The 23,536-nt window shown below is 68.7% G+C and carries 19 protein-coding genes; 13 read left to right on the top strand and 6 right to left on the bottom strand.

Annotated features, from left to right (window positions below; genetic code table 11):
- Positions 1–12: 12 nt before the first annotated feature.
- The 8 genes from ASE64_RS03715 to ASE64_RS03680 all read left to right on the top strand — a co-directional run bounded on the left by ASE64_RS03715 (position 13) and on the right by ASE64_RS03680 (position 9,198).
- Positions 13–2,670, top strand: a complete 2,658-nt coding sequence (locus ASE64_RS03715) for an alpha/beta fold hydrolase (protein WP_055777413.1) — start codon at positions 13–15, stop codon at positions 2,668–2,670.
- On the top strand, positions 2,667–3,656 hold the full coding sequence (locus ASE64_RS03710) for an NAD-dependent epimerase/dehydratase family protein (RefSeq protein ID WP_055776035.1): 990 nt from the start codon (positions 2,667–2,669) through the stop codon (positions 3,654–3,656). Before ASE64_RS03715 ends, ASE64_RS03710 begins: the two co-directional genes overlap by 4 nt.
- Before the next feature lie 67 nt (positions 3,657–3,723).
- Complete coding sequence (locus ASE64_RS03705) at positions 3,724–4,380, top strand: histidine phosphatase family protein (RefSeq protein ID WP_055776032.1); 657 nt, start codon at positions 3,724–3,726, stop codon at positions 4,378–4,380.
- Positions 4,381–4,382: 2 nt separating this feature from the next.
- Positions 4,383–5,915 carry a serine hydrolase domain-containing protein gene (locus ASE64_RS03700; protein WP_055776029.1) on the top strand — a complete coding sequence of 511 codons (1,533 nt, stop codon included), beginning with the start codon at positions 4,383–4,385 and terminating at the stop codon, positions 5,913–5,915.
- A gap of 9 nt (positions 5,916–5,924) precedes the next feature.
- Entirely contained in the window at positions 5,925–6,461 is a 537-nt protein-coding gene (locus tag ASE64_RS03695; RefSeq protein WP_055776026.1) for a hypothetical protein, read from the top strand.
- Positions 6,462–6,603: 142 nt separating this feature from the next.
- Positions 6,604–7,500, top strand: coding sequence for a MetQ/NlpA family ABC transporter substrate-binding protein (locus tag ASE64_RS03690; protein ID WP_055776023.1), 897 nt, complete (start codon positions 6,604–6,606; stop codon positions 7,498–7,500).
- Between the two features lie 8 nt (positions 7,501–7,508).
- Positions 7,509–8,546 (top strand): methionine ABC transporter ATP-binding protein, encoded by a 1,038-nt coding sequence (locus ASE64_RS03685; RefSeq protein ID WP_055776021.1) that lies wholly within the window; start codon positions 7,509–7,511, stop codon positions 8,544–8,546.
- Complete coding sequence (locus tag ASE64_RS03680; RefSeq protein ID WP_055776018.1) at positions 8,539–9,198, top strand: methionine ABC transporter permease; 660 nt, start codon at positions 8,539–8,541, stop codon at positions 9,196–9,198. Before ASE64_RS03685 ends, ASE64_RS03680 begins: the two co-directional genes overlap by 8 nt.
- A gap of 49 nt (positions 9,199–9,247) precedes the next feature.
- Here the strand turns inward: ASE64_RS03680 and ASE64_RS03675 are convergent, their stop codons facing one another.
- Positions 9,248–11,323 (bottom strand): FAD/NAD(P)-binding protein, encoded by a 2,076-nt coding sequence (locus tag ASE64_RS03675; protein WP_055776015.1) that lies wholly within the window; start codon positions 11,321–11,323, stop codon positions 9,248–9,250.
- A gap of 164 nt (positions 11,324–11,487) precedes the next feature.
- Here ASE64_RS03675 and ASE64_RS03670 point away from each other — a divergent pair, with 164 nt between their 5' ends.
- The 4 genes from ASE64_RS03670 (at position 11,488) to ASE64_RS03655 (ending at position 16,192) form a co-directional block, all read left to right on the top strand.
- Complete coding sequence (locus tag ASE64_RS03670) at positions 11,488–12,648, top strand: LLM class flavin-dependent oxidoreductase (RefSeq protein ID WP_055776012.1); 1,161 nt, start codon at positions 11,488–11,490, stop codon at positions 12,646–12,648.
- Entirely contained in the window at positions 12,635–14,263 is a 1,629-nt protein-coding gene (locus tag ASE64_RS17910) for an ABC transporter permease subunit (RefSeq protein WP_082465867.1), read from the top strand. Before ASE64_RS03670 ends, ASE64_RS17910 begins: the two co-directional genes overlap by 14 nt.
- Positions 14,260–15,093: an amino acid ABC transporter ATP-binding protein gene (locus ASE64_RS03660; protein ID WP_082465866.1), complete on the top strand. Its 834-nt coding sequence runs from the start codon at positions 14,260–14,262 to the stop codon at positions 15,091–15,093. The genes ASE64_RS17910 and ASE64_RS03660 overlap by 4 nt, the downstream gene beginning before the upstream one ends.
- A gap of 70 nt (positions 15,094–15,163) precedes the next feature.
- On the top strand, positions 15,164–16,192 hold the full coding sequence (locus ASE64_RS03655; protein WP_055776009.1) for an ABC transporter substrate-binding protein: 1,029 nt from the start codon (positions 15,164–15,166) through the stop codon (positions 16,190–16,192).
- Positions 16,193–16,284: 92 nt separating this feature from the next.
- Here the strand turns inward: ASE64_RS03655 and ASE64_RS17050 are convergent, their stop codons facing one another.
- Entirely contained in the window at positions 16,285–17,370 is a 1,086-nt protein-coding gene (locus tag ASE64_RS17050; protein WP_082465865.1) for a GNAT family N-acetyltransferase, read from the bottom strand.
- Positions 17,371–17,574: 204 nt separating this feature from the next.
- On the opposite strand from ASE64_RS17050, the gene ASE64_RS03645 reads away from it, so the two are divergent.
- Positions 17,575–18,519 (top strand): quinone oxidoreductase family protein, encoded by a 945-nt coding sequence (locus tag ASE64_RS03645; protein ID WP_055776005.1) that lies wholly within the window; start codon positions 17,575–17,577, stop codon positions 18,517–18,519.
- 287 nt (positions 18,520–18,806) lie between these two features.
- On the opposite strand, the gene ASE64_RS03640 is transcribed toward ASE64_RS03645, so the two are convergent.
- From ASE64_RS03640 to ASE64_RS03625, 4 genes are read right to left on the bottom strand one after another with little or no spacing between them, the layout of a single operon-like run.
- On the bottom strand, positions 18,807–19,961 hold the full coding sequence (locus ASE64_RS03640; RefSeq protein WP_082465864.1) for an FAD-dependent oxidoreductase: 1,155 nt from the start codon (positions 19,959–19,961) through the stop codon (positions 18,807–18,809).
- A complete protein-coding gene (locus ASE64_RS03635) occupies positions 19,961–21,361 on the bottom strand; it encodes an NtaA/DmoA family FMN-dependent monooxygenase (protein WP_055776003.1) in 1,401 nt (466 codons plus the stop codon). The genes ASE64_RS03640 and ASE64_RS03635 overlap by 1 nt, the downstream gene beginning before the upstream one ends.
- Positions 21,358–22,608 (bottom strand): LLM class flavin-dependent oxidoreductase, encoded by a 1,251-nt coding sequence (locus tag ASE64_RS03630; RefSeq protein WP_055776000.1) that lies wholly within the window; start codon positions 22,606–22,608, stop codon positions 21,358–21,360. Before ASE64_RS03630 ends, ASE64_RS03635 begins: the two co-directional genes overlap by 4 nt.
- Positions 22,605–23,459, bottom strand: coding sequence for a DUF1684 domain-containing protein (locus tag ASE64_RS03625; protein WP_055775998.1), 855 nt, complete (start codon positions 23,457–23,459; stop codon positions 22,605–22,607). The genes ASE64_RS03630 and ASE64_RS03625 overlap by 4 nt, the downstream gene beginning before the upstream one ends.
- Positions 23,460–23,536: the final 77 nt, after the last annotated feature.

Below are 23,536 nucleotides of genomic sequence, written 5' to 3'. Positions count from 1 at the left end.
GGTCTGCCGGGCATGGATGCGCGATTCTCGCGCCTGGTCGAGGTCGTCGACGGCGAGTCCGGTCACCCGGTCACCTGGCATCTGCTCGACAACGCGGCGGTGCTCGACGAGCTCGGCGTGACGCCGGTGGGCACGATGCTGTGCGTGCACGGCAACCCGACGTGGTCCTACCTCTGGCGCGAGCTCGTCGGTGCCGCGACGGATGCCGCAGCCATCGCCGCCGAGACCGGCTCCGGCGAGGTGTGGCGGGTCATCGCCGTCGATCAGCTCGAGATGGGCTTCTCCGAGCGCACCGGCATCGAGCGAGGGCTCGAGCAACGCGTCTCCGACCTCTCCGCTCTCACCGAGACGCTCGAGCTCTCCGGCCCCGTGGTCACCGTCGGCCATGACTGGGGCGGAGTCGTCTCGATGGGCTGGGCCGTCGACCACCCCGACGAGCTCTCCGGCGTCGTGCTGCTGAACACGGCCATCCACCAGCCCGAGGATCGCGCTATTCCGTGGCCGCTGCGTCTCACGCTGCAGCGCGGCATGCTGGGGCGGGCGACCGTGGCCACGCCCGGGTTCCTCGAGACCACGCTGGCGCTCGCGCATCCGTCGCTCGAGTCAGACGTGAAGAACGGGTACCGCGCCCCCTATCGCTCGGCCGACCGGCGGGGCGGCATCGGCGCCTTCGTAGCCGACATCCCCGTCGACGAGCAGCACCGATCGTGGAACGAGCTCGAGCGCATCGCAGCCGGTGTGCGCGAGCTCGGCGTTCCCTCGCTCATGCTGTGGGGCCCCCGAGACCCCATCTTCTCCGACACGTATCTCGACGATCTCGCCGAGCGCATGCCGCAGGCCGACATCCACAGGTTCGAGGGCGCCGGGCACATGATCGCCGAAGACGTGGACTACGCGCCCGTCGTGCTCGACTGGCTGGCTAGTCGTTCCCTGAGCTCGTCGAAGGGATCTGACCCCATCGATGAGCGGCCCTTCGACAAGCTCAGGGAGCGAGACGCCTCGGCGACGCCCCTCTGGAGCGTGCTCGACGAGCGGCGCGACAGCACCGACGTCGCCCTCGTCGACATGAAGCCGCGGCGAGACGTCTCGTGGAAGCTCCTCTCCAAACGGGTGCGTCAGCTCGCCGCCGGCCTCGTTCGAGTGGGCGTGAAGCCCGGCGATCGCGTCTCCCTCCTCATTCCGCCGAGCGCCGACCTGACCGCGGTGCTCTACGCGTGCCTGCGCATCGGAGCGGTCGTCGTCGTCGCAGATGCGGGACTCGGCCTTCCCGGCCTGACCCGCGCCGTGCGCGGGGCCCGCCCCGACCACGTGATCGGCGCCCTCCCGGGGCTCACGGTCGCCCGCGCCTTCTCGTGGCCCGGACAGAAGATCTCCACCACCATGCTTCCGCGGTCCAGCGCCCTGGCGCTCGGCGTTCGACACTCCCTGTCCGAGCTCGCCCGGCTGGGCGCCGACGAATCTCTGCCCGAGCCGCCCTCGGCATCCGCGGTCGCCGCCGTTCTATTCACCTCGGGATCGACGGGGCCCGCCAAGGGCGTCGTCTACACGCACGCCCAGCTCGAGGCGGTGCGCGACGCCCTGTCGTTGCAGTACGACATCGGCGTCGGAACGGGTCTCGTGGCGGGATTCGCCCCCTTCGCCCTGCTCGGACCCGCCCTCGGTGCCCGCTCGGTCACCCCCGACATGAATGTCACCTCGCCGCGCACCCTCACCGCGAAGGCCACGGCCGAGGCCGCGGCGGCGGTGGATGCATCGGTCGTCTTTCTCTCGCCCGCGGCGCTCGCGAACGTGGTCGCGACAGCGGATGCCCTGAACGCCGCCGACACCGCGGCGCTCGCGGGCGTGAAGACGTTCCTCTCGGCGGGTGCTCCCGTGCCCGAGGCCCTTCTCGCCGCCGCCGGCCGACTGATGCCGAACGCGACCCCGCACACCCCCTACGGCATGACCGAGGGCCTGCTCATGACGGACATCACGCTGGAGGGCATCCGCGCCGCTGCAGAGGATGCCGCCGCTCTGGCCGACGGCGGGCACGCCGGCGGAGTGTGCGTGGGAGCGCCCGCCGGGTCGGTGCGCGTGCGCATCGCAGGGCTCGACGAGCGCGGCATGCCGACCGCCGAGCCGAGCGAGCGGCCGGGAATCACAGGCGAGATCGTTCTCTCTGCTCCGCACTTGAAGCAGTCGTACGACCGGCTCTGGGCAACGAACCGCATCGCCGACGCCGACTCGATCTCGGACGAGTCCGACGTTCCCGCCGAACGATGGCACCGCACCGGAGACGTCGGCCACCTCGACGCCGAGGGCAGGCTCTGGGTCGAGGGTCGGCTTCCGCACGTCATCGTCACGGCAGGCGGAGTCGTCACCCCCGTCGGGCCCGAGCAGAAGATCGAATCGGTGCTCGGCGTCGGCAGAGTGGCGCTCGCGGGCATCGGACCTCGCGGAACCCAGCAGCTCGTCGTCGTGCTCGAGACCGACCCTCCGGCCCGCCGCCCCGCCCTCGCCGACCCCGAGCTGGGCGCCGCCGTGCGCCACGCCGCAGGGCTCGATATCGCGGCGGTGCTGGTGGTGCCTGTGCTGCCCACCGACATCCGGCACAACTCGAAGATCGACCGCTCTGCTCTCGCGCGCTGGGCCGAGGGTGTGCTCGCAGGCGGAAAACTGAGCGCGCCGTGAGGGTTCTCGTCACGGGAGCCAGCGGCTTTCTCGGAGGAGCCGTCGCCCGCGAGATCGCGGCGGCCGGTCATGAGGTGCGCACGTTCCAGCGGCGGCCATCCGGTGTCGTGGGAGTCGACGACGCGCTCGGCTCGCTGACGTCGCGCGCCGATGTCGCGCGCGCCGTCGAGGGTGTGGATGCCGTGGTGCACCTCGCCGCGAAGGTCTCGCTGGCGGGCGATCCGGCGGAGTTCGCGGCCGTGAACGTCGAGGGAACCCGAACGCTGATCGCGGCGATGCGCGACGCGGGAGTCGGCCGTCTCGTGTTCGTGTCGTCGCCGTCGGTGGCGCACGCCGGGGCATCCATCGTCGGCGACGACGCGCAACCCGCCGACCCGCAGAACGCGCGCGGCGAGTACGCCCGCACGAAGGCGCTCGCCGAACAGCTGGCCTTGCGTGCCGACTCGGAGTCGTTGCGGGTGGTCGCGGTACGCCCGCATCTGGTGTGGGGCCCGGGAGACACGCAGCTGATCGAGCGCATCGTGGAGCGGGCGCGGGCGAGGCGGCTTCCGCTGCTCGATCGCGGCGCCGCATTGATCGACACGACGTACATCGACAACGCGGCCTCCGCGATCGCTGCCGCCCTCTGGCGCGTCGACGAGGTGCACGGCAACGCCTACGTGATCACCAACGGCGAGCCGCGACCGGTTGCCGAGCTGCTGGCCGGCATCTGCGCGGCCGCCGGAGTCCCCGCACCCGCGTGGAGGGTTCCTGCCGGCGTCGCGCGCGCCGCTGGCTCAGCTATCGAGGCCGTCTGGCGCGTCAAGCCGGGAGCGGACGAGCCGCCCATGACGCGTTTTCTTGCGGAGCAGCTGTCGACCGCGCACTGGTTCGACCAGCGCCGCACGCGCGCCGAGCTGCAGTGGCAGCCGGCGGTGAGCCTCGACGAGGGCCTGCGACGCCTGGCAGAGCACTACGGCACGCCGTTCTCGTCTCCCGCTCCCTGAGCCTCTCGAAGGGTTGTTCCAGGCTCGTCTCGACGAGCTCGACGAACGGGGCCGGTAATCTCGAGGGATGCGTTTACTGCTGATCCGACATGGCCAGACTCCCTCGAACGTCATCGGGGCCCTCGACACCGCGATCCCCGGTCCGGGGCTCACCGAGCTCGGTCTCGAGCAGGCCGACGCCGTTCCCGCGGCGCTCTCCGCAGAGCCGATCGGGGCGATCTTCGCGTCGACGCAGCTGCGCGCGCAGCTCACCGCTGCTCCTCTCGCCGAGGACCGCGGCCTGACGGTCGAGATCCGCTCGGGCCTCCGCGAGGTGGATGCCGGGGAGCTCGAGATGCGCAACGACGACGAGGCCGTGCGGATCTACATGGAGACCGTCATCGCGTGGGCCGACGGCGACGTCGACCGCCGGATGCCCGGGGCCGAGTCGGGCGCCGAGGTGTACGCCCGCTACGACGAGGTGATCGCGGAGGCCGTCGCCACCGGATTGCCCTGCGTGGCCGTCGTGTCGCACGGAGCCATTATCCGCTCCTGGGTCGGAGCCCGAGCCGAGAACGTGAGCGCCGACTTCTCGGCCGAACACTCACTGAGTAACACCGGAGTCGTCGTCCTCGAAGGCAGCCCGGACTCGGGCTGGCGCGCGCTCACCTGGATGGGCCAGGCCATCGGAGGCCCGGCGCTCGACGACGCCGCCCACGCCGGTCCCGCATCCGAGACACGCTGATCATGAGTCTCGCAACCGAACTCTCACCCGACGTCGTCGCGCGCCTCAGCTCATGGTTCGACGACACCGATCTGGTGAGCCCGTCACTCAGCTACGCCGTGTTCGACCGGCATGGCGTGCTGTTCCACCACGGGGTCGGCGAGTTCCAACTCGACGGCCGCGCTCCCGGTGAGGAGACGATCTACCGCATCGCCTCGATGTCGAAGAGCTTCTGCATCGCTGCCGTGCTCGTGCTGCGCGATCGCGGTCTGCTGTCGCTCGACGACCGCGTCGCCGAGCTCGTGCCGCAGTTCCGCGACCCGGTCGATGCTGCCGGTGTCGTTCAACCCGTGACGGTGCGGATGCTCATGAGCAACTCCTCGGGGCTGCCGGAGGACAACGGCTGGGCCGACCACGAGCTCGCCCTCTCGCGCGAGGACTTCTTGGCGGTCGTCGACGCGGGGCTAGGCTTCGCCGGCCTGCCGGGCGTGGGCTTCCAGTACTCCAACGTGGGTTTCTGGCTGCTCGGCGTGATCGTCGAAGACCTTGCGGGTCAGGGGTTCGAACAGTTCGCGCGCGAAACGTTCCTCGAGCCGCTCGGGCTGACGAGCACGGGATACAAGCCCGCCGACTTCGCGGGCGACGGCGAGCCCGGCGATGGCATCGCGCACGGCTACACGAGCTTCGACAAGGGCGCGAGCTGGGTCTCTCGTCCCGTCGTCGGCGGCGGCATCGGGGCCTGTGCCGCGAGCATGTTCAGCACCCCGCCCGACATCGCGCGGTGGAGTGGCTGGCTCTCGAGCGCCTTCGACGCCACCAACACCGACGACGCCATCCTTAGCAGAGCGTCGCGCCGCGAAATGCAACGCATCCACACCGTCGCGCCGGGCGCGGCCGACCGCACAGCGTCACCCACCCTCGAGGCGCAGGGGTACGGGCTCGGGTTGTACGTCGAGCACGACGTGCGGTTCGGCCGCTTCGCTCAGCACTCAGGCGGGTTGCCGGGTTGGTCGTCGAACATGCGCTGGCACCTGGAGTCGGGGCTCGGCGCGGTGGTCTTCGGTAACACGAACGGACTCAAGCTGTCGGTCGCCGCAGCAGACATGCTGCGGCTCGTTCTCGACTCCGTCGACGAGCCCGCGCGGCGCATCGAGCTGTGGCCGGCGACCGTGGCGGCGGCCCGCGCCGTCGATGCCGTCGTTCTCGGTTCCGGGCGCATCCTCGACGCGGCCGATGCATCAACCGTGTTCAGCCCGAATCTGCTCGGCGACGTGCCGGCCGAGGTGCGCGATGCGCGTATCGCTGCTGCCGTCGCCGAGGTCGGCGGGGTCGTGGATGCCGCGGCCGCGCCGCCGCTCGACGCCCGGCTCACCTGGTCGGTCGCCCCCGCCCACGTCGCCTGGACGATTCCCGGTCGCACGGGCGAGCTGGAGTGCCGCATCGAGATCACGCCGACCATTCCGTCGATGCTGCAGCGCTTCGACGTGGCGGTGCGCACGCCGACGACGCCGCTCTCGGCGGTGCTGCGCCACTACCGGCCTGTTGTCGACGTGTAGGTTCGTCGCATGGTGACCTCACCGTTGAACGAATACGAGAACAAGCCCAGAGCGCGGCCGGCGCGCGCGCTCACCGTCGTCGGGCTGATCCTGACGGTACTGGGAGTGTTCGGTCTGCTCGGCGGAGCCTACCTGGGGTTCGGCGCCGGGTTTCAGCTTGCGCCGCCCGTTTCATTCGGCACGGTGATGACGGTCGACGTGTCACGCGGAGACCACGCCGTCTATGTCACGCCCAACGAGCGGTGGAGCGACATCTCGTGCACCGGCGACCTCGACGGCGAAGAGTTCGGACTCAGGCCCAGCATGATTCAGCAGGGGCTGCTTCTGCCCGAGCGGTGGGACTCGCAGGGCAGCTTCGGGGCCGACACGGCGGGTGCCCTCCGGATCTCCTGTGACGGCCCCGTCTCAGATGCCCGGTTCACGGTGGGACCGGTGGTGACCTTCTTGGATGTCGTCGGAGCCGTGGCGGTCGGTGCGCTAGGGCTCGTCGTCTTGGCCGGCGGTCTGGTGCTGGTGATCCTCGCGCGCCGACGAGCCCGCGCCTGACGAGAGCGGTCACCTGCGGGGGTCGCGCGCGCTGAACGCAGTGCAAGTCCCTTTGTTACACCGTCGTTTCGTGACCCGTTCGGGGTGTCCGTAGCGTGGACAGCTGCTCCACAAAAGCACCTGCTCCACGAAAGGAAGCACCATGTCCCTCTCCAAGAAGATCCTGGCCGCAGCAGCCGCTCTTCCCCTCATCGCAGCCCTCGCGGGGTGCGCCGGATCCGCAGGCGACGCCGAGAAGGGCACTGCCGACAACCCCGTGAAGCTCGGCGTCGTCGGCGCCAGCGACCCCTACTGGGAGATCTACAAGAAGGCGGCGGCAGACGAGGGCATCTCGGTCGACATCGTCGACTTCACCGAGTACCCCCAGCCCAACCCCGCTCTCTCCGAGGGCGAGATCGACCTCAACCAGTTCCAGCACATCGTCTACCTCGGCCAGTACAACGAAGCCTCGGGTGAAGACCTCGTGCCCGTCGGTGCCACCGCCATCTACCCGCTCGCTCTGTACTCCACGAAGTACGACTCGGTGAAAGACATCGAGAAGGGCGATACCGTCGCGATTCCGAACGACGAGTCGAACCTGTCGCGTGCGCTGCTCGTGCTGCAGTCAGCCGGCCTGGTCGAGCTGAAAGACGGCGGCAGCATCTTCTCGACGGTCGACGACGTCGACACCGAGAAGTCGACGGTGAAGGTCACGACGCTCGAGGCATCGCTCACGGCCACCTCGCTTCCCGACGTGGCCGCCGCCATCATCAACAACGACTTCGTGGCGGATGCCGGGCTCACCTTCGACGACGCGATCGCCCAGGACGACCCGGCCGACGCCAACGCTCTGCCCTACGTGAACATCTTCGCCGCGCGTGCGGAAGACAAGGACAACGAGACCTTCAAGAAACTCGTGTCGATCTACCAGGACACCAAGACGGTCACCGACGCGGTTCAGGAGAACTCGGGCGGGACGGCCGTGTTCGTGAAGACTCCCGTCTCCGACCTGCAGTCGTCGCTCGACAAGGTGCAGGCAGACATCAAGGCCAAGGGCTGATCGGCTCGATGCCTCTCATCAGTCTGCGCGACGTCACCAAGTCCTATCCGCCCTCCCGGCGTGGCGGTGACGTCGTGCACGCCGTCGACGGCCTCACTCTCGACATCGAGGCGGGCGACATCTACGGCATCATCGGCTATTCCGGAGCGGGCAAGAGCACCCTCGTGCGGCTCATCAACGCTCTGGAACACGCGACCAGCGGCAGCATCCTGGTCGACGGCGATGAGGTGACCCGTATGAAAGAGCGCGAGCTGCGCCGCCTGCGCCTCGGCATCGGCATGATCTTCCAGCAGTTCAACCTCTTCACCTCTAAGACCGTCGCGGGCAATGTCGCGTACCCGCTGGAGGTCGCGAAGACGCCCCGCCGCGACATCGCCCCGCGGGTGGCCGAGCTGCTCGACTTCGTCGGTCTCTCCGACAAGGCGCGCAACTACCCCGAGCAGCTGTCGGGTGGGCAGAAGCAGCGGGTCGGCATCGCTCGGGCCCTCGCGACGAGCCCCCGCATCCTGCTCGCCGACGAGGCGACCAGCGCGCTCGACCCCGAGACCACGCACGAGGTGCTCGAGCTGCTGAAGCGGGTGAACACCGAGTTCGGCGTCACGATCGTGGTCATCACCCACGAGATGGATGTCATCCAGACGTTGGCCACCAAGGTCGCGGTCATGGATGGCGGGCGCATCGTGGAACAGGGCGACGTGTTCGACGTCTTCTCGAAGCCCACGGAGGCGTCGTCGCAGCGGTTCGTGTCGACGGTGGTGCGCGGCGTGCCGTCCGCCACCGAACTCACGGCGCTCCGGCAGCGGCATCCGGGTCGCATCGTGACACTGTCGTTCCGCGACGGCAATACGTCGCAGGGCGCCGTGTTCTCCGACCTCGCCCGGGCCGGCGTCGCATTCGATCTGATCTACGGCGGCATCAACGACATCCGGGGCCGTGTCTTCGGCCATCTCACCCTCGCGCTGACGGGCGACGCCGATGCTGTCGATCGCGCACTCGCCACGATCGCGACCAAGGTCGACGCCACGGAGGCACCGAGCCATGGATGACCTGATTCCCCTGCTGCCCAAGCTCTGGCAAGCCAGCTACGAGACCCTCTACATCGTGGGCCTCAGCCTGATCTTCGGCGGCCTCGGCGGACTGCTCCTCGGCCTCGGTCTATACACGACCCGGTCGAACAGCCTCTTCTCGAACAGGCCTGTCTTCGGCGTGCTCAACGTGCTGGTCAACGTGTTCCGCCCGATTCCGTTCATCATCTTCCTCGCCGCGGCTCAGCCCCTCGCGCGTTTCGTCACGGGCACCGGAATCGGCAACACGGCGATCATCTTCACTCTGTCGCTGGCGGCCGCATTCGGCATCAGCCGCATCGTCGAGCAGAACCTGCTCACCGTGCAGCCCGGAGTGATCGAGGCCGCGAGGTCGGTCGGAGCGAGCCGGAGCCGCATCATGCTGACACTGCTGATTCCCGAGGCGCTCGGCCCGCTGATTCTCGGGTACACGTTCATCGTGGTGGCGCTCGTCGACATGTCGGCGGTGGCCGGCTACGTCGGAGGTGGCGGCCTCGGCACGTTCGCGATCCAGTACGGGTACCGGCAGTTCCATCCCGTGGTGACCTGGGCCGCCGTGCTCGTGATCATCGTGATCGTGCAGCTGGTGCAGTTCTTGGGCAACTACCTCGCGCGCAAGGCACTGCGCCGCTGACGACGCGGTGCGGGAGGTCGCATGGTGACACTTCGGGTCAACCGAACTGTCACCACGCGGCCTCTGTCGCGCGCAAAGTGTCACCTCGCTCCTGGGCCAGCTCGGCAAGGCGACTCAGGATGGCGCGAGCGACCTTGTCGTTCTCTCGGAAGGAGATCGCGTTCGTGCGCGGGCGCGAGAACGCCCCGACGAACGGGGAGTTCGTGTACGGCCCGATCGCGTACTGGCGTGACGAGTGCTCCCCGCCCGCGCCGAGAATCCTGGTGTCGAGCTGCCGCACCGACAACCTGCCCGTGCTGGCCGAGAAGGCCCCATCGGTGACGACCTCCTCGAGTCCGGCGCCGCTCGTGACCAGCGACCTCAGCAACTCGTTGTCGCTGCGCGAGATCGCGGTCGCGGGCAGCCGCGCATCCACCAGGGCGCTCGCGGTGACGGTGACCGGCGTCGTTGCGCTGCCGGCGCGGAAGATCCCCTCCTCTTCGTCGGCCTGCACCCAGACTCCTGCTCCGAGGAACTTGACGATGCCCGCCTCCGAGAGCGCGACGAGCTCCTCGAGCCGATGTGCCGGAGGGCCGCTCGCGATGAAGCTGAAGTAGCCGAGCCACCAGCCGTGGATGTCGCGCACACGCGACTGCGCGGTCCACTTGGGGGAGTCGATGAGGTCAGAGAGGGTGAAGAGGCTGGTGAGCAGAGCCACGAAGAGTCCGAGCGTGGCGCTGTGCTCTGGGCGTGTGCGCAAAGCGAGATCGGTGCGGATGTAGTCGCGCACGAGCTCCTGAAGCTCTTCCGGGTCCGCGACCAGCGCGCCCCCCAGTGGCCGATCGAGCTCGGGCAAAAAGAGTCTGTCGTCGGAGTACGAGACGCTACCCTCGACCAGGTCGACGAAGGCCTGCGCGTCGCGCGCGATGAGGTCGTCGTCGTCGGCGAGCTCGTCGCGCGAGGGGATCGCGTGGCCTCGCGGAGCGCTGTCGTGGAGCTCGGTGTGTGGCGAGGCGAGCAGCAGGGCGCGCGGATCGAGCCGGTCGAAGGCGTACGTGAACGAGTCCCAACTGGATTCGACCCGGTCGGGGTGCCCGGTGAAGAGCTCGCGGTAGTAGCCCCACAGCATGTCCTTGGCGATCAGCGGCCATACGTCGACGCTGAGGTCGAGCGAGGGGCGAGTGTCTTCGAGCGCGCGTGCGATCGCCGGAGTGAAGTACCGTGCCGCAGGCCGCTCGCCCACAAGCGTCGACGAGATCTTCGAGTGATAGGGAACGCCACGGCGCGAGCCGAAGTACAACCGCGGCTCGAGGCCGGATGCGGTGTAGCGCAGCACCCCGTCGTCGCCGCGGTCGAAGCGGCCGCCCCGGCCCTCGGTCAGCAGCACCGTGAGGTCGACCGCCGCCAGGCCCATGCCCCGCACGATGACCCGCTGGCCGGGCACGATCGGCCGGGTGTCGGCATCCGCGGTGAATGCCGGTGGCAGGTAGAACAGCTCACGGCGGCGCGCGAAGGCGATGAGGTCGGCGTGCTCGGGCTCGGCGTCGGCGCCGGTGTGACCGAGCGAGTACAGCACGACATCGGCGGCGATCGAGACGCCGTCGTCGAGCAGGATGCGCTGGGTCGGCCCGTCGTCAACGGTCTCGACCGCGGATGCCCGGTGCACGACCACCGTGACGGTCTCGGGGAGGAGGCCCACGGCATCCGCGAAGAACCAGCTGAGGTAGAGGCTCTGCAGGCGTCTCGTCGGAAAGCTGGCGGGCGCGAGGTTCTCGATCTCCTGGCGCAGGCGCGCATCGACCCGGGGGATCGCGATCTCGCCAGCGCTCACGAGTCGAGCCCACTCGATAAGCGACGGTCCGGGGCGCACGGGGCCGTCGATGGTCGAGGACTCGTCGGTGAACATCGTCACGTCGGCCGCCATCGAGTTGAGCTTTAGCAGGGGCGACTGGTCGAAGCGCCAGATGCGCCCGGGGCCCGCCGGATGCGGGTCGATCACGTGGATGCGGATGCGTGCGTCGGATCGCCACAGCTTGGGCAGATTCGCCGCAATCCGTTCGAGAACGCCGGCTCCGCGGGGGCCACCGCCGATGAGGGCGATCCGGAACTCGGGCGGGTCGATGAGGGAGGTGGGCGCGTGCGACATGACACAACCGTCGACGTTTCGTCCATCGAAATCGAGGTTTGTGACCCCCTGTGACGACGTGACGAATTGTGAACGAATCTGCTTGGCCCGCGTGCACGGCCCGACCTAACGTCTCACCAACGCGACACGGCCCGTGTCGAGACGCAAGACGTAAGGAGGCAGATATGCCCATCGAATTTCTCGGCATCGCCGGGCTCAACGACGGCGGCGAGACCCAGGCCCGCTCGGGTGCGAGTTTCGACAAGGACTACACGCTGCGGTTCGCCCGAGCCCACGAAGACCACGGCTGGGATCGGATCCTCTTCGCCTACCACTCGGGCTCGCCCGACCCGGCGACCGCGGCGGCCTTCATCGCGTCGAAGCTTGACCACCTCAAGATTCTGCTGGCGCACCGGCCGAACGTGTCGTACCCCACCTACGCAGCGAAGGTCTTCGCGACCCTCGACCAGATCAGCGACGGGCGCCTCAACGTGCACGTGATCACGGGCGGCTCGACGGCAGACCAGGCGGCGGAGGGCGACTTCCTTACCAAGGACGAGCGCTACGCCCGCACCGGCGAGTACATCCAGATCGTGAAGAAGGCGTGGACCAGCCGCGAGCCCTTCAGCTTCGACGGTGCGCACTACCGCTTCGAGAACTTCGTCAGCGACATCTGGCCCGCGCAGCAGCCTCGTCCGCAGATCTCGTTCGGCGGATCGAGCGAGGCGGCCTACCGGATCGGCGCTGCCGACGCCGATATCTACGCGTTGTGGGGCGAGCCGCTGGCGAACACCGCCGAGCAGATCGAGCGCATCACTGTGGAGGCGCACGCTGCGGGACGCGCAGAGCGCCCCCGCATCCAGGTCGCCTTCCGCCCGATCCTCGGCGCCACCGAGGAGCTGGCGTGGAAGAAGGCCGAGGAGATCCTCGGAAAGATCGAGGCGCGGCAGGCGCAGGCAGCTCCCTCGTCGTTCGTCGGAGAGCTGAGGAACCCCGAGAACGCCGGCTCGCAGAGGCTGCTGTCGATCGCGAACCAGGGCGACCGCTTCGACCGGGCTCTGTGGACGAGGCCGGCCGCGGCATCCGGTGGGCGTGGCAACTCGAACGCCCTCGTCGGCACGCCGGAGACTGTGGCCGCTGCCCTGCTCGACTACATCGATCTGGGCGTCGACATCATCTCGGCCCGCGGCTACGACTTCGTGAACGACACCGTCGACTTCGGTCGCTACGTCATTCCGCTCGTGCGCGACGAGGTCGCGAAGCGCGACGCGGCGGCGGCAGCCGCGTCATCGAAGGCGTCACAGTCGGCATCGACCAGGGCGGAGGCATCCCGTGACGCTGCTTGACCAGACACCGCGGGGTACCGACAGGTTCGTCTACGTCTCGGCCGACGACCCCGCGGCCCAACCGCTGCTGCGGGAGCTCGAACAGGAGTACGACGCGCGTTATGGAGAGTTCTTCGGCGAGAAGGCGTCGGCCGAGATCCGCCGCTATCCGGCGTCGGCGTTCTCGCCCGACGAGGGCGGTGCGTTTGTGCTGCTCCTACGCGATGGCGTCGCCATAGCCGGAGGAGCATATAAGAGATTCGACGAGCACACGGCGGAGCTGAAGCGCATCTGGACTTCGTCGTCGCATCGGCGGCAGGGACTCGCCCGACGCGTGGTGAAAGAGCTCGAGGAGGAGGCCGTGCGTCGCGGATACACAAGGGCGTACCTCACGACAGGTCCGCGCCAGCCCGAGGCGAAACACCTCTACTTCCAGACCGGCTACACGCCGCTGTTCGACACCGCGCTCGATCCCGAGGAGGTGATCGTGCACGGGTTCGCCAAGAGCCTGGATGGCGCGCCCCTCGACGTGGTCGGCATCACGGCGGCGCATGACGCCAGTCTCGGTCTGCGCCGGTCGAGTAGCGGTCGCGAGGAACGAGCACCGCGTATCGAGACCACATCCGATGGTCTCGATACGGCCGCGGGCGGCCTACTCGACCAGCGCAGCAGTGTGAAAGTGGTACCCACACGACACTGGTGGCGGTGGGTGCTGAGCGCATTCGTCGCGTTCGTGGTGCTGCAGTTCGCCTGGTCGCTCGTCACGAACAAGCAATACGAGTGGAACGTGTTCGCCGAGTACTTCTTCTCGCAGTCGGTGCTGAACAGCCTCGGCGTGACCCTGGGACTCACTGTCGTGTCCGTCATCGGCGGGTTCGTCCTGGGGGCCGTGCTGGCGAATTTCAGGCTCTCGAAGTCACCGCTGCTGAGCGGGGCGGCTTACGTCTACATCTGGTTCTTCCGCTCGGTGCCGCTGCTCGTGCAGATCCTCGTCTGGTACAACCTGGGCTACCTCTACCCGACGTTGGGCCTCGGAACCCCGTTCACGACCGACTTCTGGCTCGTCGAGTTCTCGACCACCACGCTGATCACGGCATTCGCCGCGGCAACCATCGGACTCACGCTGCATCAGGCCGCGTATTTCGCCGAGATCATTCGCGGCGGCATCCTGTCTGTCGACCAGGGACAGCTCGAGGCATCCGCGGCTCTCGGCCTGCCGCGGCGGGTGCGCTTCTTCCGCATCATCCTGCCGCAGGCCGCCCGCGCCATCCTGCCCAACTTCTTCAACGAGGTCATCGGCCTCGTGAAGGGCACCTCCGTGGTCTTCGTGGTGGCGCTGCCCGAGCTCTTCTACACCGTGCAGGTGATTTACAACCGCAACCAGCGGGTCATCCCGATGCTGCTGGTGGCCGTGGTCTGGTACGCGATCATCACCACGGTGCTCTCGATCATCCAGTTCTACGTCGAGCGGCACTACGCCCGCGGAGCGCATCGCGAGCTTCCGCCGACGCCCGTGCAGCGTGCGACGGGCTGGGTGAAACAGCAGTGGGCACGCCTCGGCGACGAGACCGCAGACGACCCGCTCGCGGCAGAGAAGAACCGACGACACGACATCGTTCTGGGAAGTGGATCATGAGCACCCCGACATTCATCCGTTCGTTCGACGAGCAGGCGATTCCCCTCCCCGCGAAGCCGGTTCGCGCCACCGTCGGACTGGTCGAGATCACCGACGTCTCGAAGAGCTACGGCGCCGTGCGGGTGCTGCGCGACGTATCGCTGACGGTGCAGCCCGGCGAGGTCATCGCTCTGATCGGCCCGTCGGGATCGGGCAAATCCACGCTGCTGCGCACCATCAACCACCTCGAGACCGTCGACGCCGGATCGGTCACCGTCGACGGGCAGTACATCGGCTACGAGCTCCGCTCCGGCAGGCTGCACGAGCTCCCCGAGAAGAACGTCCTCGAGCGTCGCACGCAGATCGGCATCGTCTTCCAGAACTTCAATCTCTTCCCGCATCTGACCGCTCTCGAGAATGTCGTCGAGGCGCCCGTCGCCCTGAAGCGAGCGAGCAAGGCCGAGGCCCGCGAGCAGGCGAAGGCCCTGCTCGCGAGGGTGGGGCTCGCAGACAAAGAGCACCACTACCCGCGGCAGCTTTCCGGCGGTCAGCAGCAACGCGTGGCGATCGCGAGAGCGCTCGCGTTGAACCCGAAGGTGCTGCTGTTCGACGAGCCGACCAGCGCGCTCGACCCCGAGCTCGTCGGAGAGGTGCTCGACGTCATCCGGGAGCTCTCGAAGAGCGGCACCACGCTCATCATCGTGACGCACGAGATCGGGTTCGCTCGCGAGGTCGCCGACCGCGTCGTCTTTCTCGAACAGGGCGAGATCCTCGAAGAGGGAACGCCCGGCCAGGTCCTGTCGAGGCCGCGTCATGCGCGCACCAAGGACTTCCTCCGCAAGGTGCTCTGAGCGCCAGCGCCCAGCATCGCCGCACTATTCCTACCGCACCACAACAGCATCCAAGAGAGGCAACACCATCATGGCCATCAACAAGAAACAGATCGGGGCTATCGTCGGCGCAGTCGTCGTCGTCGCCCTCGCCGGAGGCGGCATCGCCCTCGCGGCCAACGCGAACAGCACGAGCTCCGCCGACGGCACACCCGCCGGCTCGACCGAGCAGCAGGTCGCGGCGGCCACCTCGTTCGACCTCACAACCAAGAACGCGGCCGACCGGCCCAGTATCGACCCCGTCGCCGACGCGGTCGCATCCCTCAAAGCCAGCGGCTTCCAGCCGATCGAAGCCGGCAAGCTCACCGTCGCCCAGACCGTGAAGAGCGGCGCCCCGCCTCTGGTCTTCGCGGCATCCGACGACAACAGCACGCCGCTCGGAAGCGAGGCCGACTTCGCGGCTCTCGTCGCAGACGGCCTGGGTCTCGAGTACAACCCGGTCTCGGTCGACTGGGCGGACTGGCCGCTCGGAATCCAGTCGGGCAAGTACGACATCATCCTCAACAACGTCACCGTCACCGAAGAGCGCAAAGAGCTCTACGACTTCGCCAGCTACCGCGTCGATCTGCTCGGCTTCTATGTGAAGGCCGACAGCGACATCGCCTCGATCAAGAGCGCCGACGACATCTCGGGGCTGACGATCATCGTGGGATCGGGGACCAACCAGGAGAAGATCCTGCTCTCCTGGAATGAGGAGCTCACCGCGGCGGGCAAGAAGCCGGCCGAGCTCGTCTACTACGACGACAACGCCGCCGCGAACCTCGCCATCCAGTCAGGGCGAGCCGACGCGTACTTCTACCCGAACGCGAGCGGCGCCTACGCCGCGGCCTCGACAGGCGACACCAAACAGGTGGGCACCGTGAGTGGCGGATGGCCGCAGACGGCCGACATCGCTGCGGCGACGAAGAAGGGCAACGGCCTCATCGACGCCGTGGGAATCGTCATCAACGCCACGATCGAGGGTGGCCAGTACCAGGAGGTGCTCGACCGCTGGGGGCTCGACAGCGAATCGATTCCCACGAGCCAGATCAACCCGCCCGGGCTGCCGAAGACCGACTAGCGCGCTCGGCGATTGTGCCCGAATACCGCCATTCCGCGTCCGTCCCGGCGCACGAATGGAGGTATTCGGGCACAGTCAGTTCGGGGACGGCGCTACAGGTCGAGCCCGAAGGCGTAGATGTCGACGAATCTGCCCGGCTCCACCTCGATGCGCTCCTCGCGCTCAGGCAGGCGCGCGAAGCCGAGCCGCGTGTACAGCCTCTGCGCGGGGAGCATCATGCTGCCGGTGTTCATCACCACGCGCTTCACACCCCGGATGCGGCCGAGGCCGACCACGTGCGACACGAGCGCTTCGCCGATTCCGCGCCCCCGGGCATCCGGGGCCACGGCCAGCAGCCGGAAGTCGAGCTCGTCGCCCTGTGCGACCGGCGAGATGCGCGCGCCGGGCCGGGGCGTCCAGACGGTGCCGAGGATGGCGCCGGTCGCCGTGTCCTCAGCGACCCACACCTCGTCGGACCTGGCGCGGCCATGCACATCGGCCAGGGACCGCACGTAGCTCTCGGAGAGGTCGTAGTCGTTCGTGTAGGCGTCGACCGTGAGGCGGGCGACAGCCTCGAGCTCGTGGGATCGCACGAGCCGGATGCGCACGGGTGCGACGTTCTCGAGCGGGTAGCGGTAGACCTGGGGAGTGCCGATTCCGGTCTCGGTGCCGAGTTCGCGCGCGACGACCCGCTCGAAGCCGGCGCGGAGGTAGTTGCGCTGCGCCGTGTGGTTGAGCGGTCCCGTGTCGAGCACGAGGGCGGGCGCGCCCCAGCTCGCGGCGAGCTCGATGGATGCCTGCACGAGCGCCTGCGCGACGCCGCGACCGCGGGCGGGCGGGTCGACGGCCACGAGGCGCAGCTCTGCCTCGCCGTCGCGAGCCTGGCGCGAGATGGGGTTCTCGGCGCGGGTGACCGTCGCGGTGCCGAGGAGTTTCTCTGTGCCCTCGTCGACGGCCACGAGCAAGCCTCCATCGGCGGCGCGGGCACCCGCATCGCGCTCGAGCGTCGCCCGCTCGGGGCTGCGTGGCAGGTGAGCGTAGGGACCGGTGGCGAAGCCGAGCTCGGTGAGCTCGCCCACGGCGTCGTACTCGTCGGGTCGCGCCAGGCGAACGGTGAAAGCGGCGGCGGCCGGGTCAGATGCCGGTGCGGCGGCCGGGTCGGATGCGGTGTCAGCGGGGGAGTCGAGCGGTTCGAGCATAGATCGAGCGTACGCGGCGCCCGTATTCAGGAGAAACCGGCCGCGTCGGCGCTGTTCGCGCTCGACGGGCCGGTTCCTCCTGAGCCCGGTAGGTGAGAGCTCCCCGCATGTGCGGGGCGCAGGCTTGCAAACCGCGCGTCGGCGAACTAGCGTCGCGCAGAGCCGGTGAAAAACCTGCACTCGGTGAACAGAACGGGGCCGAAAATGGCGACAATTGTTCAGTATTCACGTCTCGGAGGACCGGACGTTCTCGAGGTCGTCGAGGTTCCTCTTCCCTCTGTGACCGACGGCCACGTGCTCGTCGAGATCCAGGCCATCGGGGTGAATCCCATCGACTCGAAACTGCGCTCCGGGTTCCGAGCGTCGGCCCCGCTCGATGGCCCGCGCGGCGTCGGTGCGGATGCCTCCGGCGTCATTCTCGAGGTCGGTTCCGGCGTCGAGGGCTGGGCCTCGGGCGACGAGGTCATCATCCAGGGCGCCACCGGCGCGTACGCCAGCCACCTCGTGGTCGCGCCCTCGAACCTCACTCGCAAGCCGTCCGTCTGGACCTGGTCGCAGGCTGCGGCCGTGGGCATTCCGGTCTCGACCGCCTATCAGGCGCTGCGGTCGCTGGGCGTCACCAAGGGAACCCGACTCCTGATCCACGGTGGAACGGGCGGCGTGGGACAGGCGGCCGTGCAGTTCGCCGTGGCGTGGGGAGCCCGCGTGTTCGCGACCGCGAGCCCCGCGAACCACGAGCGGTTGGTCGAACTCGGCGCCGTTCCGTTGAGCTACGGAGAAGGGCTCGTCGAGCGCGTGCGCGAGGCCTCGCCGGAGGGCATCGACGTGGTGCTCGACGGGGCCGGAACAGAAGAGGCCCTCCAGGCATCCTTCGAGCTGGTCGACGACCGCTCGCGCATCGGCACCATCGTGGTCGGAGGCCGAGCCGCCGAGCTGGGTATCCGGGCGTGGATGGGCGGAAGCCCGGTGCCACTCACCGACGAGGAGGTCCGGCTACGGGCCGAGGGCGTTCCCGCCGCGATCGAGCTTGCCGCTCAGGGCAGGTTCGACGTGGAAGTCTCGGAGCGTTTTCCACTGGCCCGCGCCGCTGACGCCCAGCGCCTCAGCGAAGAGGGCCACACCCGCGGAAAGATCGTCCTGATCCCCTGACCGACGTGAATCCGGTTGAACGTCTGGTGTGCGAGACCGACGTCACGTCCGAGACCCAGGAAGTCCTCGTTCAATGGTGCAACTGGCATCTCGAGGCCCCGCGGCCTGGGGCGGGCCAAGCCTCTTCGGGAATGGGCGGAGATCCGTTCAACAGACCTCATATACGGCTCGGATGCACTGTTCTCCGTCCGTTCGTCGGCAAACGGGAGGAGATTTCGAAGATCGACGCCGTATGTGCGTTGGATGCGCGCAATTCCTCCCGTTTGCATGCGTCGTGGTCCTAGAGGTCAGCGGGCCGCGGCCAGCGAGAACAAGGCGGGCGCCGACGCCACGTCCTCGACGAGATCGGCCAGAATGCGGCCGATCGACGGGGTGAACTTGAACCCGTGGCCCGAGAACCCCGCGCCGATCACCAGAGGCCCCGCCGAATCGACGACGAAGTTCGAGTCGGGGCTCGTCGTGTACGTGCAGCTGATCTCCACGAACGATTCCGCGTCGACCCCCGGCAGCCACTCCCGGGCGTAGCGCTGAAGCGCCGCCAACTGGGCCGGCTCCGCGACGAACGTGCGCGCATCCGGATCGACCACCGCGCCCGTGCCGTGCCATCCGGCCTTCACGCCCTGGCCAGGCGTGAACATGCCGTACACGGGCGAGTACCAGTAGTCGTACGACGGGTCGAGAGGGCTGGGCGCGTGGTTGAACCCCGGCCATGCGATCGACGAGTCGCGCACCGCGAAGTGGGCCGGCTGCTCCTGAGTGACGACGAGTCGCGGCAGGGCGACCGTCGAGCCGAGGAGCTTCTGCGTCCACGCTCCGAGCGTCACGACCACTCGCCTCGCGTCGATCGTCTCGCGAGAACCCGCGGGCTCGCCGCTCACCGCGTCGAGCGGCTGCACCTCGACCAGCACCGAATCGGGTGACACGACCCGGATGGCGACGACCCGAGAATGATGCCGCACCACGGCGCCGCGCGCGGCCGCGGCCCGCTGCAGGGCCGACACCGCGGCATCCGCATTGAGCCTGCCGGCCTGCGGGGTGAACAGCACACGGGTATCGAAGCGGATGCCCGGCCAGCGTTCGCCGGCCTCCTCCGGGGTGAGGAACGACGCGTCGAATCCGTAGGCCGGCAAGGCCGATGCCACCGCGTCGAAGGCCGGATTCGCACCGTGGCTGGCGAGCCCGACCTGATCGAGAACGGCCGTGCCCGACTCGGCCTCGAGCTCGCGCCACAGTGGCAGCGCCTCGCGCAGCAGCGACAGGTAGGTGTCGTCGCCGTAGCTGAGGTTGAAGTTGCGCGACGCCCCGTGCGACGCGCCCTGGGTGTGCCCGGGGCCGAAGCGCTCGAGCAGCGTCACCTCGCGGCCCCGGCGGGCGAGCTGCCAGGCGGCGGCGGAACCCATGGCTCCACCGCCGACCACGACGACGTCTGCTCGCGTGACCACTAGGCCGAGACCAACCCTGCGCCAGCCGACGTCGAGGCCGATCGCGCAGGCACGGCCGGCAGTCCGAGTGTCTCGTGCAGCGTCGCGCCCTCGTCGTAGTCGGTGCGGTACACGCCGCGCTCCTGCAGCTCGGGAATCACCCGGTCGACGAACTCGTCGAGTCCGGTCGGGTTGGTGTTGCCCACGATGACGAAGCCGTCCGAGGCATCCTCCTGCACGTGCCGGTTGATCGTCTCCGCGACGACGGTCGGTGTGCCCACGAAGGTGTGCTTCGCGGCGAACGAGATCACGAGGTCGCGTATCGACCAGCCCGATGCCTCTGCCTGTTCGCGCCAGGCGTTCACCGTCGCGACCGGGTCGGTGTGCACGTGGGCCCGGCCCTTCGCGCCGCCCTCCGCCGTGACGACGGGATCGATCGAGGGCAGCGGGCCCTCGACGTCGTAGCCCGAGAGGTCGGTGTTCCACACCTGCTCGAGAAACGAGATGGCGGTCTGCGGGCTCACCTGCAGCCTCGAGATCTCACGCGACCGCTCCAGCGCCTCGGCGTGCGTATCTCCGAGTATGAAAGTGGCTGCGGGCAGGATCTTGAGCGAATCGCGGAGGCGCCCCACGGCATCCAGTCGCCCCTTCACATCGTCGTAGAACGCGCGCCCGGCCTCGAAATCGGCGTGCCTCGAGAAGATCACGTCGGCAGAGCTCGTCGCGAAATCGCGGCCGTCAGGCGAATCGCCGGCCTGCACGATCACCGGATGCCGCTGCGGGCTGGGCGGTAGCGTCGCGTAGCCGGTCACATCGAACTGCGGGCCGTGATGGTCGACGAGCCCGAGGCCAGAGGTGCGCACGAACTCGCCGGATGCCTTGTCTGCCACGATCGCGTCGTCGGCCCAGCTGTCCCATAGCTGCGACGAGACGTCGAAGAACTCCTGCGCCCTCGTGTAGCGATCGGCGAGGTCGAGAAATTTTCCGCGGCGAAAGTTCGCACCGTGGAACGCATCCGAGGTGGTCACGATGTTCCAGCCCGCGCGCCCTCCGCTGAGGTGGTCGAGAGTGGAGAGCTGCCGCGCGAGTTCGTAGGGCTCGTTGAACGTCGAGCTCAGGGTTCCGACCAGCCCGATGTTCGACGTCACGCCGGCGAGCGCGGCGAGGATCGCGAGCGTGTTCGGGCGACCGACCACGTCGAGGTCGTGGATGAGTCCGCGCGTCTCGCGCAGCCGCAGCCCCTCGGCGAGGAACAGGAAGTCGAACTTGCCGCGCTCGGCGTTCTGCGCGAAGTGGCGGAACGACGAGAAGGCGATCTGGCTCCGCGAACGCTCGTCGCTCCAGACCGTGGTGTTGTTCACGCCGGGAAAGTGGGCGGCGAGGTGGATCTGCTTCGTGGGCTTCGACGAGGAGGTGGTCATCGGCTGGCGCTCTCGATCAGGTCGGCGGTCTCGGGGCGGGCGGTCGCGTAGCGGTTCTCCGCAGGAGCGAACCCCAGGCGCTCGCGCAGAGTGGTCGGAGACTGCGGTCGCCGGAGCACCCCCGTCTCGTGCAGCACGGGCACGACACTCCGGGTGATGCGCTCGAGATCGAGCGGCAGGCGCGCGGGCCGCAGCCGCACTCCAGAGAGGCCGACCTGCTGCCAGCGCAGCAGCTGCGCCGCGACGTTCTCGGCCGTGTCGGCGAGAATCACGGCGTCGGATGCGTAGGGCGAGCCGTGCAGCTCGTCGAGCGTCGCGAGGGCTGCCGCGGCCGCCTCGCGCGTCTCCTCGATGAGCACCACGGCCTCGCCCCAGACGCGCAGCGGCTCGTCGACGCGACGATCGACCGCCAGCTCTGCGTCGCCCAGTTCGCCCAGAATCTGCTCGAGGTGCTCGTCGGAGTGCGGAGTGACGCCCACGATGTCGGCCTGTGCGACGGCGAGTTCGTAGGGCACCTTTTGGTGGGCCAACACGTACACGAGCGGCTGACCCTGTGGCGAGCGAGGCACGATCGATGGCCCCTTCACACTGAAGCTCTCGCCCTCGAAGTCGACGTAGTGCAGGCGCTCGCGGTCGATGAAGCGGCCCGTCGCGACATCGCGGATCACCGCGTCGTCCTCCCAGCTGTCCCAGAGCCGACGGGCGACCTCGATCGCGTCGGCCGCCTCGCGGAACAGCTCTCGGATGAGCGCGGTCTGCTTCTCGTCCGTGCCGGCGGCGGCGCGAACCGGGTCGAGCGCGGAAACTACGCGCCGACCGACGTGGGCGGCCTCGTGGGAGCGGCCCGACACCTGCACCCGCCATCCGGCCCAGCCCTCTGAGACATGGTCGAGGGTCTGGATGCCCGTGGCGGTGTGGAACGGTTCGGTGTGCGTGGTGGTCACGGTCGGCACGACGCCGATGCCGGGCACCTGCGCCGCGATGGTGTTGGCGAGCAGCAGCGCGTCGAGCCGGCCGCGCACCTCGTCGCCGCGCAGCTCGAACGCGCCATAGCCCGTCGTCTGCAGGCCGAAGGAGTCCTCGATGGTCACGAGGTCGATGCCACCGGCCTGAGCCTCGACCACGAGCGAGAGCCAGTAGTCTGCGTCGAACAGGGCCGCGGGGCGCGCGGCGTCGAGGCGCCAGGCGGCGGGATGCCAGCCCGCCCCGTCGAGGGCGATGCCGAGGTGGAAGGGTGTGCGGCTCATCGCGGTGCTCCTTCGGATTCCGAGCTCGGATGCAGGGGAGTCTTCTCGCCGGCCTCCACTCCGATGGGCAGCCGGTTCTCGGCGGGAGGCAGCGGGCAGGTGGCGAACTCGGTGTAGGCGCACGGAAGATTCGTCGCCCGGTTGAAGTCGATCGTCACCCGACCGGAGGCATCCGGCGCGGCGATCTGCAGCGAGCGGTTGGCGGCATACGTCGTGACCCCGCTCGTGGCGTCGGTGAACAGCACGAACAGGGAGCCGGGCGCCTGCCCGTTGAACGCGGTGAGCGAGAAGGTCTCGCCTCGCAGCTCGAACTCGACGACTCCGGGGGAGTCGTAGACGTGCTCGAGGCCCTCTGCCACGGAGCCGACGGTCACCGGCTTCGGCTCGTCGAAGGGCACGAAGACGCCCTCGACCCTCCAGCGCGCGCTCGGCGGGTAGACCGGGGTGCCCGTGTAGTCGACGAGCGTCGGATGCGACGGGTGCCGCGGGCGCAGAATGTCGGCTCCTCCGCGTCTGGCGACTTCGAACTGTGCGTCTCCGGCGCTCACGGTGACTCCGCCGCGCTCGGGGATGACGCCGAAGGCGTGCCGGCCGGTGGCCTTCTCTCCGTCGATCACGAGCTCTTCGCCCTCGGCCAGGGTGACCACGGGTCCGGCGTCCGACGTCGACCACTCGCCCGGGGCGTCCCGGTATCTCGTCGGGTTCTCGTCGAGCCAGTTGAGGCTCGTGACCGCGAGGAATCCGTGCGGGTCTGCCCGGTTCGTCTCGTGGGCGTCGTGCCACGCCTGCCATTCGGCGGCGAAGGCGGTGTCATCGACGGCTGCTTCAGATTCTGACTGCACTGTGCTCATGCCCACACGCTACGAACCGGGACCGATCATTGCGGGCATCTCTCGACACACGACGTCACGCACGCAACGCGAGGTAA

The organism is Agreia sp. Leaf210 (genome assembly GCF_001421485.1).
Classification (GTDB): Bacteria; Actinomycetota; Actinomycetes; order Actinomycetales; family Microbacteriaceae; genus Agreia.
The sequence above is the reverse complement of the archived record's forward strand: the minus strand, read 5'-3'. Positions and strand labels throughout refer to the sequence as shown.